Below are 16,666 nucleotides of genomic sequence, written 5' to 3'. Positions count from 1 at the left end.
GCCCGTGTGAAGGTCGGGTTAACTTCAGAATCGGCACCTTGACTTCATTTCTTAAATGATCAACCTTCAGCGGAGCCGCTGGCTGATCACCTTCGAGACCCCGTCGCCCTGCATGGAGACGCCGTAGAGGGCGTCCGCGACCTCCATGGTCCGCTTCTGGTGGGTGATGACGATCAGCTGCGAGCTCTCCTGGAGCTCCTCCATGATCCGGATCAGCCGCTGGAGGTTGGTGTCGTCCAGGGCGGCCTCGACCTCGTCCATCACGTAGAACGGGCTGGGGCGTGCCTTGAAGATGGAGACCAGCAGCGCCACGGCCGTCAGGGACCGCTCGCCGCCGGACAGCAGGGACAGCCGCTTGACCTTCTTGCCCGGCGGGCGGGCCTCCACGTCCACGCCGGTGGCGAGCATGTCCTCGGGATCGGTGAGCACCAGGCGGCCCTCGCCGCCGGGGAACAGCCGCGCGAACACGCCCTCGAACTCGCGGGCGGTGTCCCGGTAGGCCTCCGTGAAGACCTGCTCCACCCGCTGGTCCACCTCCTTCACCACTTGAAGGAGGTCGGCACGCGTCTTCCTCAGGTCCCCCAGTTGCTCGCTGAGGAACCGGTGGCGCTCCTCCAGGGCCGCGAACTCCTCCAGCGCCAGCGGGTTGACCTTGCCGAGCTGCTGGTAGGCGCGCTCGGCGGCCTTGAGCCGCTTCTCCTGCCGGGCCCGGTCGAAGGGGCCGGGCCGGTTGCGGGGGTGGTCCGGGTCCTCCGGGAGCACCTCGCCCTCGGCGGGCGGGGACGGGGGAACCGGCTGGTCGGGGCCGTACTCCGCCACCAGTGCGGCCGGCTCCACGCCGAACTCCTCCAGGGCGCGGGCCTCCAGCTGCTCGATGCGCAGCCGCTTCTCGGCGCCGAGCACCTCGCCCCGGTGCACGGAGTCGGTGAGCTTGTCGAGCTCGCCCTTGAGGTCGCGGCCGCGGCCGCGGGCCTCGCCGAGCTCCCGCTCGCGCAGCCCCTTGGCCTGCTCGGCGGCCGCACGCTCCTGCTCCGCCCGGCCGACGGACACCTCCAGGTGTGCCAGCAGCTGGCGGGCCCCGTCGGCGACGGCCCGGGCGACCCCGGCCTCGTACCGCATCCGCTGCCGGCGCCGCTCGGCGCGCGCCCGCGCCTCGCGCTCGGCCCCGGCCCCGCGGTCGAGCGCGTCCGCCCGGCCGGCCAGGCCCTTGACCCGCTCCTCGTGGGTGCGCAGCTGGAGCCGGGCCTCCATCTCGGTCTGCCGCGCGTTGGCCCCGTCGGCGGCGAGGCGGTCCCGCGCGGAGGTGTCGGGGTCCTCCGCAACCGGCATCTCCTCCACGGCCGCGAGCCGCTGCGCGCACTCCTCCACGTCGGTCCGCGCGCGCTCCTGCGCCTCCTCGGCGGTGGTCACCGCCAGCGCGCCGCGCTCGGCCTCCCCGAGGGCCGCCTTCGCCTGCCCGGCCAGCCGGCCGAGCTGCTGTGCGACCCCGGCGCGTGCCTGTTCGCCGGCCCGCCGCAGCTCACCGAGCTCCTCGACGCGCGCGGCGGCGGCGGACCGCCGCGTCCGGGCGTCCTCCTCCGCGGCGGCCAGCTCCCCGCACTCCCGGTCCAGCCGCTCCAGCTCGGCGCCCGCCTCGTCCACGGCGGCCTGCACCTCGATGAGGCTGGGCGCCCTGGCGGAACCGCCGTGCGCGAGGCGCGCCCCGAGCACGTCCCCGTCGGCGGTCACGGCGACCAGCTCGGGGCGCGCGGCGACCAGGGCCTCCGCCTCCTCCAGCGTCCCGACGACCACGTGCCGGCGCAGCACCCACGCCAGGGCCCGCAGCACCTCGGCGTCCCCGCCCACCAGGGCCGCTGCCTCCCGGTACCCGGGCGAAACCGACTCCGCCCCGCGGGACCCGGGCACGGCGTCCGCCCCCACGGCCGACACGAGCTCCAGCCCGCCCCGACCCCCCACCCCGACGGCAGCCGGCTCCGGGAAAACGCCGGCCCGGGCCTGCCCGGGCAGCCCGGCGCCGCCCGGAACCGGCGCACCGGGCCCCGGCTCCTGCCCGGGGACCGGCCCGAAGCCGGGGGCCGGAACCGGAGCGGAGGCCGGACCGGGGCCGGAGCCGACGACGGGGCCGGAGCCCGAGCCGACGGCCGGCCCTGGGCCGGGAATCGGGGCGATCAGGAACGTGGCGCGGCCCGCGTCGGACTCGCGCAGGTGGCGGATGGCGCCGGCCGCCGCACCCGTGGAGGCCACGGCCACCGCGTCCGCGGCGGAGCCGAGCGCCGCGGCCACCGCGGCCTCGTACCCCGCCTCCACCGACACCCGCTCCGCCGCCGGCCCCAGTACCCCCGCCAGCCGCTCCCGCACCGCGAGCAGCGCCCCCGTGCCGTCCTTGCGCCGCAGCCCCAGCGCGAGCGCGTCCCGCCGCGCCGAGACGGCCGCGCGGGAGCGCTCCGCCGCGGTCCGGGCCTCCCGGGCCGCCGCCAGCGCGGCCTCGGCCTGCGCCAGTCCGGCCCGCGCCGCCTCGTACTGCCCCTCCTCCGAGGAGGCGTCCTCCAGCCCGCCGACCTCCTCGGCCAGCGCCTCGTACTCCCGCCGGGCCTCCTCCGCCCTGGACCGCGCCCCGTCCCGGGCCGCCACGAGCCGCTCGATCTCCGCGTCGGCGGCCCCCGCGCGGGAGCGGGCCGCGCCCAGCCGCCCGGTCAGCCGGGCCAGCTCCTCGCGCCGGTCGGCCACGGCCCGCGCGGCGTCCCGCAGCCGCCGCTCCTCCTCGGCGAGGGCCCGCTCCAGTTCGGCCCGGTGCGCGGCCGTGTCCTCCAGGGCCCGTTCGGAGGCTTCGAGCGCCGCCGTCAGCTCCGCCTCCTGCTCCCGGATCCGCGCGGCCTCCCGCTCCATGTCCTCGGGGTCGCGGCCCCGCCGCTCCTCCTCCACCGGCGCCGACGCGCTCTTGACCCGCGCCTGCGCCAGCGATTCGGTCCCGCGCACCCGCTCGGCCAGCTGGGCGAGCTCGTGCCAGGTCTGCTGGGCCCGCTGGAGCCGGGGCACGAGGCGCCGTACCGATTCCTCCAGCTCCGCCTCGCGGCGCAGCGCCTGCGCGAGGTCCCGCTCGGCCGACTCCTTGCGCTCCTTCAGGGCGGCTTCGTCGGCGATCTCCGCGTCGAGCGCGGCCCGCAGCGCGACCAGGTCGTCGGCGAGCAGCCGCAGCCGCGCGTCCCGCAGGTCCGCCTGGATCACGGCCGCCCGCCGGGCCACCGCCGCCTGTCGCCCCAGGGGCTTGAGCTGCCGGCGCAGCTCGTCGGTCAGGTCCTGCACCCGGGCGAGGTTGGCCTGCATCGCGTCGAGCTTGCGCAGCGCCTTCTCCTTGCGCTTGCGGTGCTTCAGTACGCCGGCGGCCTCCTCGATGAAGGCGCGGCGCCCCACCGGGTCGGCGTGCAGCACGGAGTCGAGCCGGCCCTGCCCGACGATGACGTGCATCTCACGGCCGATTCCGGAGTCGGAGAGGAGTTCCTGGATGTCGAGGAGCCGGCAGGTGTCCCCGTTGATCTGGTACTCGCTGCTGCCGCCGCGGAACATGATCCGCGTGATGGTGACCTCGGCGTACTCGATCGGGAGGGCGCCGTCGGAGTTGTCGATGGTGAGGGAGACCTCGGCGCGGCCCAGCGGCGGGCGGCCGGTCGTCCCGGCGAAGATGACGTCCTCCATCTTGCCGCCGCGCAGGGACTTCGCCCCCTGCTCCCCCATGACCCAGGACAGTGCGTCCACCACGTTGGACTTGCCCGAGCCGTTGGGGCCCACGACACAGGTGATGCCCGGCTCGAAGCGGAGGGTGGTGGCGGAGGCGAAGGACTTGAAGCCGCGCAGGGTGAGGGACTTGAGGTGCACGCCGCCGGACTCTACCTTTCACGTCCGGTTTCACCCGTGAAGGTGCAGGGCAGATCAGACCTCGAAGGAACGGGCCCCCCACCTGGCCCAGTGCGCTCGTGGCCCACCGGGCGCGGTGGTCGGACCGCCGCAGGGCGGATCTCGGCAAGAAAGAAGGGACGCCGGAGCGTCCCTTGCAGATCGTGCGGGTCAGGAGTCGACGACGGGTGAGTCGCTGATCAGGTGAGCGCAGGCTCCGCCTGGGATACGTCGAGGTCCATGCTGCCGAGCAGCGAGTCCCCGTGCTGAGCGGCGGCCGCGGTCAGGGCGTCGTTCTCGGACTGGATCCGTCCGAGTTCGGACTCGAGGTCCTGGACGCGCTGCTGAAGCCGTCGCATCTCGGCGAGGAGTCGCGGGTCGGAGCCGCCGACGTAACCGAGAAGCGCCTTTGCCATGATGGATGGTCCTCCACACTGAGTGACCGACCGAAGCGGTGTGGGTCGTGAGGGAATCGCACCCGCGGATGTCCGACAGCGACTGTCAGTCACTGCACTCAACTCGTTCTTTTGCTGACGCTGCCTACTGCCAGCACTGCCAAACAGCTCAGGTGCGCGGGGCTTCCAGCGTCTCACCAAAAAGTTTGACGGTCAACACGATCACGCCCCGTATCGGCGGGCGTCCCGGCCCTCGGAGGGGGCGTGGAGATCATCCTCGTCTCCGAGCCTTCCACGGTTCGCCGCCGACGGCAACGGGTCGACGGCGAATGCGCAGTTCCGACCGGGTGTGGCCGGTCCCGGGATCTGATCAGTCCATGATCGTTCGATAGGTCACCGGATCTCGAACCCGTCGTAGCCGCCGCGCGGTGTGCCCCAGATCTCCGTCACCCCGTCCACCCTTCCGGGCGTGTCGCCGTCGCGGAGCCAGTCGAGCAGCCGGTGGCAATTCTCACGTTGACCTTCGGCCACCACCTGCACCCGGCCGTCGTCGAGGTTGAGCGCGAAGCCGGACAGCCCGCCGATCTCCAGAGCGTTGGCCCTGGTGAACCAGCGGAAGCCCACTCCCTGTACACGGCCGCGCACCCAGGCGGTCATGCGGACATCTTCATTCATGCAAGAACGCTAACCGTGCCGGGACTCCTTGATCCCATCGCCCCTTCGCGCCATGGGCTACAGTCCCCCACCAATGACTCACCCGTTCGGATGAGCAAACGTTGATCCTGCAAAGAAGGGGCCGCGACCGATGGGACGCCACCGACTCCACGCCGCGCCGCGCCGCGGCGTCAGGCGCACCGCCGTGCGCACCGGCCTGCTCGGCGTCTCCGTGGCCGTGGTCCTCGGCACGGCGGCCGTGACCACCGGCTTCGTGCCCGTCGGCGGCTCCTTCCCGTACGTCGGCACGGGCTCCGCCGACCGGACCGAGGCCCGCGCGAAGCCCACCCCGACCCCGAACCGGGGCCTGGAGCAGGGCGGCCTCGCCAACCTGTCCGGCCGCGCCTCCGCCGGCCCCGCCGCGGGCACCGCGCCGGCCTCCCCCAGCCCTTCGGCCACGCCGACCCCCTCGGCCTCACCGACGCCCACGCCGACGCCGACGCCCACGCCCTCCGCGTCGGCCTCCACCAGGGCGCCGGAGAAGACGAGCGCCCCGCAGGCCCCGAAGGCGGCGGCCGCCCCCAAGCCTGCGGCGCCCAAGCCGCCTGCCGCCGGGGACGCGAACCCCTCCGCCGAGGCGGAGGTCCTCGCCCTGGTCAACCAGGAGCGGGCCCAGGCCGGCTGCGTCGCGGTCCGTGCGAACCCGCCGCTGGCCGCGCTGGCCGCCGCCTTCAGCAAGGACATGGCCGCACGGGGCTTCTTCGACCACACGGACCCGGACGGCAACACCCCCTGGCAGCGCGCGCAGAACGCCGGGATCTCCGGGCTGGGCGGCGAGAACATCGCCCGCGGCCAGGGTGACGCCAAGACGGTGATGGAGTCCTGGATGAACAGCCCGGGCCACCGCGCGAACATCCTCAACTGCGAATACCGCACCCTCGGCGTCGGCGTCTACTTCGGCGCCGGCGGCCCCTGGTGGACCCAGGACTTCGGCTTCTAGAGCCGGACCGCCGGCGCCCGGTGCCGGTCGGCCCGGAGCGGGGTCGGCCCGGAGCGGGGTCGGCCCGGAGCAGGGTCGGCCCGGAGGCGGGTCAGGCCGAGGCCGCCGCCAGCGCCGCCCGGCCCGCGACGACCACGCGGGTGTGCTCGGCGACCCGGCGGCCGAGGTGCTCGGCGGTCTCGATGTCGGCCTTGTGCACGGCCTCCGGACCCTCGTCGGCGTTGGTCTGGGCGGCCGCGCCGGAGGAGAAGCCGAGGCGGTTGAGGTCGTACTCGCTGCCGGTGGAGGAGTTCCAGCCCGGCTTCAGGCCGAGGTTCACCCAGCTCATGCCGTGCTGCGAGGCCAGCATCTGGAAGTACTGGAGGGTGTTCAGCTTGTCGCCGGACTTGGAGGCGGAGTTGGTGAAGCCCGCCGCCACCTTGTCCCGCCAGGCGTCGCCGAACCAGCGCTTCGAGGTGGCCTCCGCGAAGACGTGGAAGGCGCCGGACGCGGTGCCCATGTAGGTCGGGGAACCGAAGACGATCGCGTCGGAGGCGTCCAGGAGGGCCCACTCCGCTTCGGTGATCGCGTCGACCTTGACGACGTGCACGGTCGCCCCGGCCGCGGCGGCGCCGGCCCGCACGGCCTCGGCGACGACGGCGGTGTGCCCGTAGCCCGAGTGGTAGGCGATCGAGACGACGGGGGCGGGGATGGTGGCAGACATGGCTGTACTCCTAGAGGGCTGTTCCGGTGCGCCGCGGTGGGCCGCGGGGCGACACGGACCAGAGAAGCACTAACTTTTCGAAAGCGCAAGCAGACAGTTAGCGCTACCCGGGGGTACGCTAGGGCCATGGAGACCCCTGCCTGTACCGACGTCTGCGCCGAGAGCGCCGCGGCCGACCTGCCGTTCGACGTCTTCGCGCGCGCCTGCCCCTCGCGGGAGACCCTGGAGCACGTCACCGGCCGCTGGGGCAGCCTCACCGTGGGCGCCCTGCGCGACGGCCCCCGCCGCTTCAACGAGCTGCGCCGCCGGGTCGAGGGGGTGAGCGAGAAGATGCTCTCCCAGACCCTGCACGCGCTGGAGCGCGACGGCATCGTCACGCGCGAGGCCCAGCCCACGAACCCGCCCCGCGTCGACTACGAGCTGACCCCGCTCGGCAGGGAGGTCGCCGACCGCCTGCTCTCCCTGATCCACTTCCTGGAGGGCAGCATGGACGGGGTCCTCGCCTCGCGGCAGGCCTACGACACCGCGCGCGGCGGCCTCTGACAGCGCGGGCAGAAGTAGCTGGACCGGTTCATCCAGGCCCGGCGCCGCATCGGCGTGCCGCAGCGGCGGCAGGGCTCGCCCTCGCGCCCGTAGGCGTCCAGGGACCGGTCGAAGTAGCCCGACTCGCCGTTCACGTTGACGTACAGGCTGTCGAAACTGGTCCCGCCGACGGCGAGCGCGGCGTTCATGACCTCCCTCACATGGGTGAGGAGTTCCGTGCTCCGGGGGCGGGTGAGGGTGGCGGTGGGGCGCTCGTAGTGCAGCTTCGCGCGCCACAGGGCCTCGTCTGCGTAGATGTTGCCCACCCCGCTGATCAGCGACTGGTCCAGCAGCGCCCGCTTGAGGGTGGTCCGCTTCGCGCGCAGGGCCCGGTGGTAGGCGCCCTCGTCGAAAAGGGGGTCCAGCGGGTCGCGGGCGATGTGCGCGATGACGTCCGGGAGCCCCTCCTCGCTGCCGGGGACGACCTCGTGCAGCGAGAGCCCGCCGAAGGTCCGCTGGTCGACGAAGCGCAGCTCGGTCCCGGCGTCGTCGGCGAAGCGGACCCGGATGCGCAGGTGCTTCTCGTCGGGGGCGCCGGCCGGCTGCACCAGCAGCTGCCCGCTCATCCCGAGGTGACCGAGGACGGACAGGTCCCGGCCCTCCAGCGGCAGCCACAGGTACTTCCCGCGCCGGCGCGGCACCCCGATGGTCCCGCCGGCCAGGCGCGCCGCGAAGTCCGCCCCGCCCGCCGGGTGCCGACGCACGGCCCGGGGGTGGAGCACCTCCACGCCGGCGACGGTCCGCCCGGCCACCCAGCGCTCCAGGCCGCGCCGCACCACTTCGACTTCGGGCAGCTCGGGCACGGTGTTCCTCCGGAGGGAAAGCGGTCTTCGCGGGACGCGGCCCCGCGGGAACGCGGGCGTCCGGCCCTGCCGCGAGCCTACCCGGCGGCCCGGGGCGGCAGGGGCCCGTCCGGAAGGACGGCACCCGGAAACGGGACCGCCCGCCCCTGCCGGTGGCAGGGGCGGGCGGGAGGTACCCGAAGGAAGTGGTCGGTCAGGCCTTGGGCGCGGGGGCGGCGGGAGCAGCTGCCCCGCCGGCCTCGGCCGGTGCCCCGCCGGCTGCCGCGGACGCCGCTTCCGCGGCCTTCCGCTCGTCCGCGGCGGCACGGATCCCGCGCCACGCGGACTCTGCCGCCTGCTGTTCCGCTTCCTTCTTGCTGCGGCCGGTGCCGGTGCCGTACGAGACACCACCGACGCGGGCGGCAGCGGTGAAGGTCTTCTCGTGGTCCGGACCGGTCTCGGTGACCAGGTACTCGGGCACGCCGAGGCCTTCGGCCGCCGTGAGCTCCTGGAGGCTGGTCTTCCAGTCCAGGCCGGCGCCGAGGTTCGAGGACTTCTCGATGAGCGGGTCGAAGAGCCGGTGGACCAGCTCCGAGGCCGCGTCGAGGCCCTTGTCGAGATAGACCGCGCCGATCACCGCTTCAAGGGTGTCGGCGAGGATGGAGGCCTTGTCCCGGCCGCCCGTGCCCTCTTCGCCCCGGCCGAGCCGGATGAAGGAGCCGAGGTCGAGGCCGCGGCCGACCTCCGCCAGCGCACGCGAGTTGACCACCGCGGCCCGGAGCTTGGCCAGCTGGCCCTCCGGCAGGTCGGGGTGGGTGGTGTACAGCGTGTCGGTGACCACCAGGCCCAGGACGGAGTCCCCAAGGAACTCCAGCCGCTCGTTGGTGGGCAGACCGCCGTTCTCGTACGCGTACGAACGGTGGGTCAGCGCACGCACCAGAAGGGCGGACTCGAGTTGATACCCGAGCCGCCCTTCCAGAAGCGTGTGGGACGAGGCCGCGTTGTTACTGTCTGCCTGCTTCTCAGCGTTGGACAGCTCAGACATTGCGCCTCTCACCAGCCGCTCAGACCTCGAGGACCTGGCGCTTGTTGTAGGTGCCGCAGCTCGGGCACGCGATGTGCTGGAGCTTCGGCTCCTGGCAACGCTCGCACGAAACCAGGGTGGGGACCGCAGCCTTCCACTGCGACCGGCGGTGGCGCGTGTTGCTGCGCGACATCTTCCGCTTCGGAACAGCCACGGCTACTTCTCCTGCTTCTCGGCGGCGCTCTGAACTCCGTCAGATGCAGTGCCGCTCATGTTGTCCTTCTCGTCGTCCTGATCGGTCACGACGAGTTCCTGCAATGCCGCCCAACGGATGTCGACGGCGTCGTGGTGGTGCTCCGGGTCGTCGTTCAGGCTGACCCCGCAATCGGGGCACAGTCCGAGACAGTCCTCCCGGCACACCGGCTGCATGGGCAGTGCGAGCACCACCGCGTCCCGCAGCACGGGTTCGAGGTCGAACAATCCGTCCTCGAGGAAGAGCATGTCCTCGTCGTCCTCGGCGTCGTCGGCCGGCTCCGCCTTGGGGCGGCCCCGGTCGTCGGCGTCAGGGTACGAGAACATCTCCTGGAAGTCCGCCTTGAGCTCGCGCTCGACGGTCTCCAGACACCTTACGCACTCCCCCACGGCCTTCGCACGGACGGTGCCTGTGACAAGCACCCCTTCCATGACCGACTCCAGGCGGAGCTCGATCTTCACCGGAGCGCCTTCCGGCACTCCGATGACGTCGACGAGACCGAAGTCCGCCGGCGCCTCGATCTCACGGGACAGCCGCTGCATGGCACCAGGACGCCGACCCAGCTCGTGCGTGTCGAACACGAGGGGGTTGCGGTGGTCGAGGCGGGTGTTCAGGGCCGTTCCTGCTTTCACAGATCGCTGAAGATCAAAGATTTCACTGCTCAAGGGCAGCATGGATCGCGGTGCATACGCGCGACCGAACAGCCAGGATACCCGGCGCTTCGCTCTGAGCCCAATCCGGTCTAACGACCTTGTTCGTACTGGCGCAGCTGATCCAGGTTGATCATGCTCGTGTCGAAGAAGCTGGTCTCGTCGAGCGCGGGCTGCTGGGGCTGCTGCGACTGGTGAGGCTGCTGGGGCTGCTGGTAGGCGGCGTACGGATCGGGCTGCTGCGCGTAGCCGCCGTAGGGGTCCTGCTGCTGCGCGTAGCCCGCGTAGGGGTCCTGGTAGGCGTACGCGTCCGGCTGGGGCTGGTGGGGCTGCTGCTGCGGGTACGGGGCCGCATAGGCCGCCGGGGCGTAGCCGTCGTAGGCCGGCGCCGCCCGGGCGGGGACCGCGGGCGGCTCGGGCTCGGCCAGCCCGGCCAGGAACTCCGCGTCGCTGGACGGGCGGGCCTGCTGGTCGCCGGCCGCGTCCTGGGCGGCCATGTGCGCGCCGAGGTCGTCCGTGGGCACCCGGCCCAGCAGCTTCTGGCGGCCCCTGCCGACGGCCTCCAGGGTCTTGGCGAGCACCGCCTCGACGGTGGCGAGCTTGGTGTCCACGTACGCGTCCGCCTGCTCGCGCCGGGCCTGCGGGTCGGGGCTGGGCTCGGGGGCGCCGCTGTCGTCGTGGCCCTGGGCGTCCAGGCCCGGGCCGCGGCCCAGCAGCTTCTCGCGGCCGCGGTCCACGGCGCCGATGGTCTTGCTGAGGACGACCTCGAAGTTGGCGAGCTTGCCGTCCACGTAGTCGTCGGCCTCGGCCCGGATCTCCGCCGCCTCGCGGCGGGCGTCGGCGAGGATCCGGTCCGCCTCGTCCTGCGAGCGGCGGGCGATCTCGGTGTCGGAGATCAGGGAGCCCCGCTGGGCGTGGGCGGACTCGATGATCCGGTCGGCCTCCCGGCGGGCCTCCTCCACCATCTGGTCCCGCCCGCCGATCAGCTCCCGGGCCTGCGCGAGCGAGCCGGGCAGGGCCTGGCGTACCTCTTCGAGCCGGGCGAGGAGCTCCGCGCGGTTGACCACGCAGGAGGCCGACATGGGCATCGACCGGGCGCCGCCGACGGCCGCGACGATCTCGTCCAGCTTCTTCTGTACGTCCATGGGGGCTCGCGCTCTCTCTGCCTCGGACTCCGTCTCGGGCTGACGGGACGACTGTAGGCCCACCGGGGGGACGCGCGGGACGGGCCGGGCAGGGCTCAGCCCGGCCGCCGCCGGGTCACTTCGCGCGCAGCCGCTCGACCAGCGCCGCGTGGACGTGCGCGGGCAGCAGGTGGGCGACGTCGCCGCCCCAGGCCGCGACCTCCTTGACCAGCGAGGAGGACAGGAAGCTGTAGGTCGGGATGGTCGGGACGAACAGCGTCTCGACGCCCGACAGGCCCATGTTCATCTGGGCCATCTGGAGCTCGTAGTCGAAGTCGCTGACCGCGCGCAGGCCCTTGACGATGGCCGGGATGTCCCGCTGCTTGCAGAAGTCGACGAGCAGGCCGTGGAAGGACTCGACCTCGACGTTGCCGTAGTCGGCGGTCGCCTCGCGGATCAGCTCGATCCGCTCTTCGACGGTGAACAGCCCCTTCTTGGACGGGTTGATCATCACGGCGACGTGCACGACGTCGTACAGCCTGGAGGCGCGTCCGATGACGTCGAGGTGTCCGTTGTGGATGGGATCGAAGGACCCCGGACAGACCGCGCGGCGCAACTGAACTCCCTCGTTCATGAGTCTTCGCTGGTGGAAGCGGCGCGACCGTACCAAAGGGTGCCTTCGCCGTACTTGCGCGAACGCAGCGGCTCGAACCCCTCGGGCCACGGGAACGGACCGCTCCTGGTGCTGCGCTCCACGGTGACGAGGGCGTCGCCGGTGAGCCAGCCATTGGCGCGGAGTGTGAGGAGGATCTCGCCGAGCTCGCCGTGGTCGACGGCGTACGGGGGGTCCAGGAAGACGATGTCGTACGGGTCCCCCGGCGCGGGGGCCGCCACGACCTGCTCGGCCTTGCCGGCCCGGAACTCGGCGCCGGGCAGGCCCAGGGTCCTGATGTTGTCGCGGATGGCCTTGGAGGCCTTGGCGTCGGCCTCGACCAGCAGGGTGTGGGCGGCGCCGCGGGAGAGGGCCTCCAGGCCCACGGCACCGGAGCCGCCGTAGAGGTCGAGGACCCGGGAGTCCTGGACGCCGTGCAGCGACTCCCAGGTGGAGAAGAGCCCTTCGCGCATCCGGTCGGAGGTCGGGCGGGTGCCGGTGCCGGGCGGCACGGCCAGGCGCCGGCCGCCGGCGGTGCCGGCGATCACGCGGGTCATCTGGGGTCCTTCTCTGCGGCGGTCGTCGGAGGCCGGGGCCTCCGTTCTGGCCTCCCACCATAGGTCGTGGCGCTCAGCCCTTCTCCAGGTACTGCTCCCGCTCGGTGTCCAGCAGGGCGTCGAGCGCGGTGCGCAGCCCGGGGAGCTCCTCCAGTCCGGGGTCGGCGGCGACCACGCGGGTGGCCTCCTCGCGGGCCTCGGCGATGACCTCCTCGTCCTCGATGACGGCGAGCATGCGCAGCGAGGACCGCACGCCGGACTGGGCCTGGCCGAGGACGTCGCCCTCGCGGCGCTGTTCCAGGTCGATCCGGGAGAGTTCGAAGCCGTCGAGGGTGGCGGCGACGGCGGCGAGCCGGGCGCGGGCGGGGCTGGCCTCGTGCATCTCGCTGACGAGCAGGCACAGTCCGGGGGCGGAGCCGCGGCCGACGCGGCCGCGGAGCTGGTGGAGCTGGGAGACGCCGAAGCGGTCCGCGTCCATGATGACCATGACGGTGGAGTTGGGGACGTTCACGCCGACCTCGATGACGGTCGTGGCGACGAGGACCTTGACCTCGCCGGCGGCGAACCGGCGCATCACGTCGTCCTTGTCGGCGGGGTCCATCCGGCCGTGCAGCACCTCGACGGGGAGTCCGGCGAGGGGTCCGCGGCCCAGCTGTTCGGCGATCTCCAGGACGGCCAGCGGGGGGCGCTTCTCGGCCTCGTCCTCGGCGGAGGCCTTCTTCTTCCCCTTGGGGTCGTCCTCGCCGTCGCCGATGCGGGGGCAGACGACATACGCCTGGTGGCCGTTCTCCACCTCCTCGCGGACCCGCTCCCAGGCCCGGGCGAGGAAGTGCGGCTTGTCCTTCGAGGGCACCACGTGGGTGGCGATCGGGGAACGGCCGGCGGGCAGCTGGTCGAGGACGGAGGTCTCCAGGTCGCCGAAGACGGTCATGGCGACGGTGCGCGGGATGGGGGTGGCGGTCATGACCAGCAGGTGCGGCGGCTGCTTGCCCTTGGAGCGCAGGGCGTCGCGCTGCTCGACGCCGAAGCGGTGCTGTTCGTCGACGACGACCAGGCCGAGGTCGTGGAACTGCACCTTGTCCTCGATCAGGGCGTGGGTGCCGATGACGATCCCGGCCTCGCCGGTGACCAGGTCGAGCAGGGCCTGGCGGCGGGCGGCGGTCCCCATGGAGCCGGTGAGCAGGACCACCTTGGTGCCCAGGTCGGAGCCGCCGAGCATGCCCCCTTCGGCGAGCTCGCCCATCATCTCGGTGACGGACCGGTGGTGCTGCTGGGCGAGGACCTCGGTGGGGGCGAGCATCGCGGCCTGCCCGCCGGAGTCGACGACGGCGAGCATGGCGCGCAGGGCGACCATCGTCTTGCCGGAGCCGACCTCGCCCTGGAGGAGGCGGTGCATGGGGTGGCTGGTGGCCAGGTCGTCGAAGATCTCCTGCGAGACCTTCTGCTGGCCTTCGGTGAGGGTGAAGGGCAGCTTCGCGTCGAAGGCGTCGAGGAGGCCGCCGGGGGTCGCTCGGCGGGCGACGGCGGGGAGCTGGGAGTCGGCGTGCCGGCGGCGGGCGAGGGCGACCTGGAGGACGAAGGCCTCGTCCCACTTCAGGCGGCGGCGGGCGTCCTCGACGTCGGCCTTGGACGCCGGGCGGTGGATCTTGAGGAGGGCCTCGGTGAGCGGGACCAGTCCGCGGCCGTCGCGCAGGGCGGGCGGGAGCGGGTCGAGGGCCTCCGCGGCGCTGGGCAGGACGGCGTCCACGCACTTGGCGATCTTCCAGGACTCCAGCTTGGCGCAGGCCGGGTAGATCGGGATCAGCTGGTTGGCGAAGGCGGTGGCGGCGTCCCGGTCGGAGGCGTCGCCGCCGAGGGGTTCGTACGCCGGGTGCGCGAGCTGGAGCTTGTGGTTGAACCTGGAGACCTTGCCCGCGAACATCGCGCGGCTGCCGGGCAGCAGCTCCTTGTGCGGCTTGTGGACGCCCGCGCCGAAGAAGACCAGCTGGAGGCGGCCGCTGCCGTCGGTGATGGTGACCTCCAGGCGCTTGCCGCGGCCCCCGTTGAAGGTCAGGATCCGGGCGTCGGCGACCTGGGCGACGACCGTGACGTGCTCGTCGAGCTGGTCGGCGAGGTCGGCGAGCGAGGTCAGCTCGCCGCGTTCCGCGTACCGGCGGGGGTAGTGGTGGAGCAGGTCCAGGGCCGTGTGCAGGCCGAGCTGCTCGGCGAGCACCTTGGCGGTGGCGGGGCCGAGGGTCTTCTTGAGGTCTTCGTCGAGCGCGGGCACGTGTTCCATTGCACACCATGCCGGTGACAGGGCCGCTATTCGACTCCGATGAGCAGGGGCGCCGAGTGGCGGCCGCCGTGGTAGGTGACGGTGTCCACGGCCAGGTGGGCGTGCTGGACGTACGCCTCCAGGCGCGCGGCGAGGCCGTCCGGGACGTCGGGGCCCAGGACCAGGGTGACCAGCTCGCCGCCGGAGCCGAGCATCCGTTCCAGGACCGCCTCGGCCGTCTCGGGCAGGCCCGCGCCGATGACGGCCACGTCGCCGTCGATGAGCCCGAGGACGTCCCCGGCCTGGCAGATCCCGGCCGAGGTGAAGGACTGCCGCTCGGCGACGGCCAGCTCCCCGTAGCGGGTGGCGCCGGCGGCGGCGGTCATGGTGACGACGTCCTCGTCGAAGCCGGCCTCCGGGTCGTGCACGGCGAGCGCGGCGAGGCCCTGGACGGCGGACCGGGTGGGGATCACGGCCACCCGCACGCCGTCGGCGCGGGCCTGCCCGGCGACGGCGCCGGCGGCCTCGCGGTGCTCGGCGCCGCAGGTCAGCAGGACCACCTCGCGGGCGTGTGCCCGGCGCACGGCGTCGATCAGGTCGGCGACGGCGGGCGGCTCGCCGGGGCGGGCGGGCACGGTGGTCGCGCCCGCCTCCGCGCACAGCGCGGCCAGCCCCTCGCCGTGCACCACGGCGACCACGGCCCGCTGGACGCGCGGGGCGCTGGCGCGGCGGCGTTCGTCGCCGAAGTGGGTGATGCGGATCCGGTACGGCCGGCCGGCTTCCACCCCGGTCTCGACGGCCGCGCCGGGGTCGTCGACGTGCACGTGGACGTTCCAGAGCCCGTCGCCGCCGACCACCACGAGCGAGTCGCCGAGCCCGTCGAGGGCGGCGCGCAGCCGGTCGACGGCCTCCTCGGCGGCCTCCAGCAGGTAGATCACCTCGTAGGCGGGCCCGCCCTCCTCCTGGGCGCAGGGTTCCGGGACCCGTTCCACGGGTACGGCCGGCACCGGGACCGGCACGGGCCCGGGCTCCTGGCCGGAGAGCGCCTGCCAGAGCGCCCCGAGTACGGCGACCAGCCCGCAGCCCCCCGCGTCGACCACCCCGGCCCGGCCGAGGGCGGCCAGTTGCCCGGGGGTCTCGGCGAGGGCCGCGCGGGCTCCCTCGTAGGCGGCGCGGGCCACCTCGGCGGCGGTCCCGGGGACGGCCTGCGCGGCCCGGGCCGCGGCCCCGGCGACGGTGAGCATCGTCCCCTCGACGGGGTGCGCGACGGCCTGGTAGGCCTCCTCGGCCGCCCGGGCGAGGGCCTGGGCCAGCAGCGGGCCGGGGGCGCGTCCCGCCGGGTCCGCGCCGAGCACGTCGGCGACCCCGCGCAGCAGCTGGGCGAGGATCGTCCCGGAGTTGCCCCGGGCGCCTATGAGCGCGCCGTGCGCGTAGGCCCGTACGGCTTCGGGGAGGGAGGCCGCGGCTGTGCCTTCGGTCACGCCGGGGGCGGTCCGGGCGAGGGCCTCGGTCAGGGCGCGGTCGGCGGATTCGGCCGTCAGGTAGAGGTTGGTGCCGGTGTCGGCGTCCGCGACGGGGTAGACGTTGATCGCGTCGATGTCCGTGCGGGCCCGGCCCAGTGCGGCCAGGGCCAGGGAGCTCCAGGTGCGCACCGCTTCGGCGTCGAGGGTGTGCGGCTCGGGCTCGTGCGCCACCGGGCGTTCCTCCTTGTGCGGGCCAGGGTTCACCGCAGGGTAACGAAGGACGGCCGCCGGCCCGGGACCCCGGGGCGGAGCCGGGCCCCGTCATGGTAGTTTTCTCGGACCCAAGCAGTCGTTGTATGCTGCTCAGGTTGCCCGTCGAGAGTCGGGTCATTCGTCCGGCAAGCCACTTCAGATCTCTGATTCCGGTGTGCCGGATCCCACCGTAATTGCATCTGAAGTCTTGGAGTGACCTGTGGCTGCCAACTGCGACGTTTGCGCCAAGGGGCCGAGCTTCGGCAACAACATCTCCCACTCGCACCGCCGCACCTCGCGTCGCTGGAACCCGAACATCCAGCGCGTCCGTGCCGTGGTCAATGGGACGCCGAAGCGCCTCAACGCCTGCACCTCGTGCATCAAGGCCGGCAAGGTCTCGCGCTGACGCCTCCCGTCGTCGTAGCGCAGC

Annotated in this window: 16 protein-coding genes; 3 read left to right on the top strand and 13 right to left on the bottom strand. The window is 73.3% G+C overall.

Features of this window, described 5'->3' with window-relative positions; all coding sequences use genetic code 11:
• Positions 1-66 precede the first annotated feature (66 nt).
• The 3 genes from AB0469_RS33060 to AB0469_RS33050 form a co-directional block, all read right to left on the bottom strand.
• Positions 67-3,873, bottom strand: coding sequence for an AAA family ATPase (locus AB0469_RS33060; protein ID WP_366455158.1), 3,807 nt, complete (start codon positions 3,871-3,873; stop codon positions 67-69).
• A 218-nt stretch (positions 3,874-4,091) separates the two neighbouring features.
• On the bottom strand, positions 4,092-4,307 hold the full coding sequence (locus tag AB0469_RS33055) for a hypothetical protein (protein ID WP_042810367.1): 216 nt from the start codon (positions 4,305-4,307) through the stop codon (positions 4,092-4,094).
• A gap of 372 nt (positions 4,308-4,679) precedes the next feature.
• On the bottom strand, positions 4,680-4,961 hold the full coding sequence (locus AB0469_RS33050) for an acylphosphatase (RefSeq protein WP_079429972.1): 282 nt from the start codon (positions 4,959-4,961) through the stop codon (positions 4,680-4,682).
• Between the two features lie 130 nt (positions 4,962-5,091).
• On the opposite strand from AB0469_RS33050, the gene AB0469_RS33045 reads away from it, so the two are divergent.
• Positions 5,092-5,940 (top strand): CAP domain-containing protein, encoded by an 849-nt coding sequence (locus tag AB0469_RS33045; RefSeq protein WP_366455157.1) that lies wholly within the window; start codon positions 5,092-5,094, stop codon positions 5,938-5,940.
• A gap of 91 nt (positions 5,941-6,031) precedes the next feature.
• Here AB0469_RS33045 and AB0469_RS33040 read toward each other — a convergent pair whose 3' ends face one another.
• Positions 6,032-6,643 (bottom strand): flavodoxin family protein, encoded by a 612-nt coding sequence (locus AB0469_RS33040; protein WP_366455156.1) that lies wholly within the window; start codon positions 6,641-6,643, stop codon positions 6,032-6,034.
• A gap of 126 nt (positions 6,644-6,769) precedes the next feature.
• Here AB0469_RS33040 and AB0469_RS33035 point away from each other — a divergent pair, with 126 nt between their 5' ends.
• Positions 6,770-7,186 (top strand): helix-turn-helix domain-containing protein, encoded by a 417-nt coding sequence (locus AB0469_RS33035; RefSeq protein WP_366455155.1) that lies wholly within the window; start codon positions 6,770-6,772, stop codon positions 7,184-7,186.
• Here the strand turns inward: AB0469_RS33035 and mutM are convergent.
• The 9 genes from mutM to AB0469_RS32990 form a co-directional block, all read right to left on the bottom strand.
• Complete coding sequence (gene mutM / locus AB0469_RS33030; protein WP_366455154.1) at positions 7,159-8,028, bottom strand: bifunctional DNA-formamidopyrimidine glycosylase/DNA-(apurinic or apyrimidinic site) lyase; 870 nt, start codon at positions 8,026-8,028, stop codon at positions 7,159-7,161. The genes AB0469_RS33035 and mutM overlap by 28 nt on opposite strands.
• A 193-nt stretch (positions 8,029-8,221) precedes the next feature.
• Complete coding sequence (gene rnc / locus AB0469_RS33025) at positions 8,222-9,052, bottom strand: ribonuclease III (protein WP_366455153.1); 831 nt, start codon at positions 9,050-9,052, stop codon at positions 8,222-8,224.
• A gap of 19 nt (positions 9,053-9,071) precedes the next feature.
• Entirely contained in the window at positions 9,072-9,245 is a 174-nt protein-coding gene (gene rpmF / locus AB0469_RS33020; RefSeq protein WP_003965982.1) for a 50S ribosomal protein L32, read from the bottom strand.
• A 2-nt stretch (positions 9,246-9,247) separates the two neighbouring features.
• A complete protein-coding gene (locus tag AB0469_RS33015; protein ID WP_366455152.1) occupies positions 9,248-9,916 on the bottom strand; it encodes a DUF177 domain-containing protein in 669 nt (222 codons plus the stop codon).
• Positions 9,917-10,026: 110 nt separating this feature from the next.
• On the bottom strand, positions 10,027-11,079 hold the full coding sequence (locus tag AB0469_RS33010) for a cell division initiation protein (RefSeq protein WP_366455151.1): 1,053 nt from the start codon (positions 11,077-11,079) through the stop codon (positions 10,027-10,029).
• Between the two features lie 115 nt (positions 11,080-11,194).
• Complete coding sequence (gene coaD / locus AB0469_RS33005; protein ID WP_042809258.1) at positions 11,195-11,674, bottom strand: pantetheine-phosphate adenylyltransferase; 480 nt, start codon at positions 11,672-11,674, stop codon at positions 11,195-11,197.
• A 14-nt stretch (positions 11,675-11,688) separates the two neighbouring features.
• Entirely contained in the window at positions 11,689-12,267 is a 579-nt protein-coding gene (gene rsmD / locus AB0469_RS33000; RefSeq protein WP_366455150.1) for a 16S rRNA (guanine(966)-N(2))-methyltransferase RsmD, read from the bottom strand.
• A gap of 73 nt (positions 12,268-12,340) precedes the next feature.
• Positions 12,341-14,542, bottom strand: coding sequence for an ATP-dependent DNA helicase RecG (recG, locus tag AB0469_RS32995; protein ID WP_366455149.1), 2,202 nt, complete (start codon positions 14,540-14,542; stop codon positions 12,341-12,343).
• A gap of 26 nt (positions 14,543-14,568) precedes the next feature.
• A complete protein-coding gene (locus tag AB0469_RS32990) occupies positions 14,569-16,215 on the bottom strand; it encodes a DAK2 domain-containing protein (RefSeq protein ID WP_366455148.1) in 1,647 nt (548 codons plus the stop codon).
• A 241-nt stretch (positions 16,216-16,456) separates the two neighbouring features.
• On the opposite strand from AB0469_RS32990, the gene rpmB reads away from it, so the two are divergent.
• Positions 16,457-16,642 carry a 50S ribosomal protein L28 gene (gene rpmB / locus AB0469_RS32985; protein WP_007266795.1) on the top strand — a complete coding sequence of 62 codons (186 nt, stop codon included), beginning with the start codon at positions 16,457-16,459 and terminating at the stop codon, positions 16,640-16,642.
• The last annotated feature ends 24 nt before the right edge of the window (positions 16,643-16,666 follow it).

Origin of the sequence: Streptomyces sp. NPDC093801 (genome assembly GCF_040701585.1) — a bacterium.
Taxonomy (GTDB): domain Bacteria; phylum Actinomycetota; class Actinomycetes; order Streptomycetales; family Streptomycetaceae; genus Streptomyces.
Note: the sequence above shows the minus strand (reverse complement) of the source record. Positions and strands in the feature narration are given on the sequence as shown.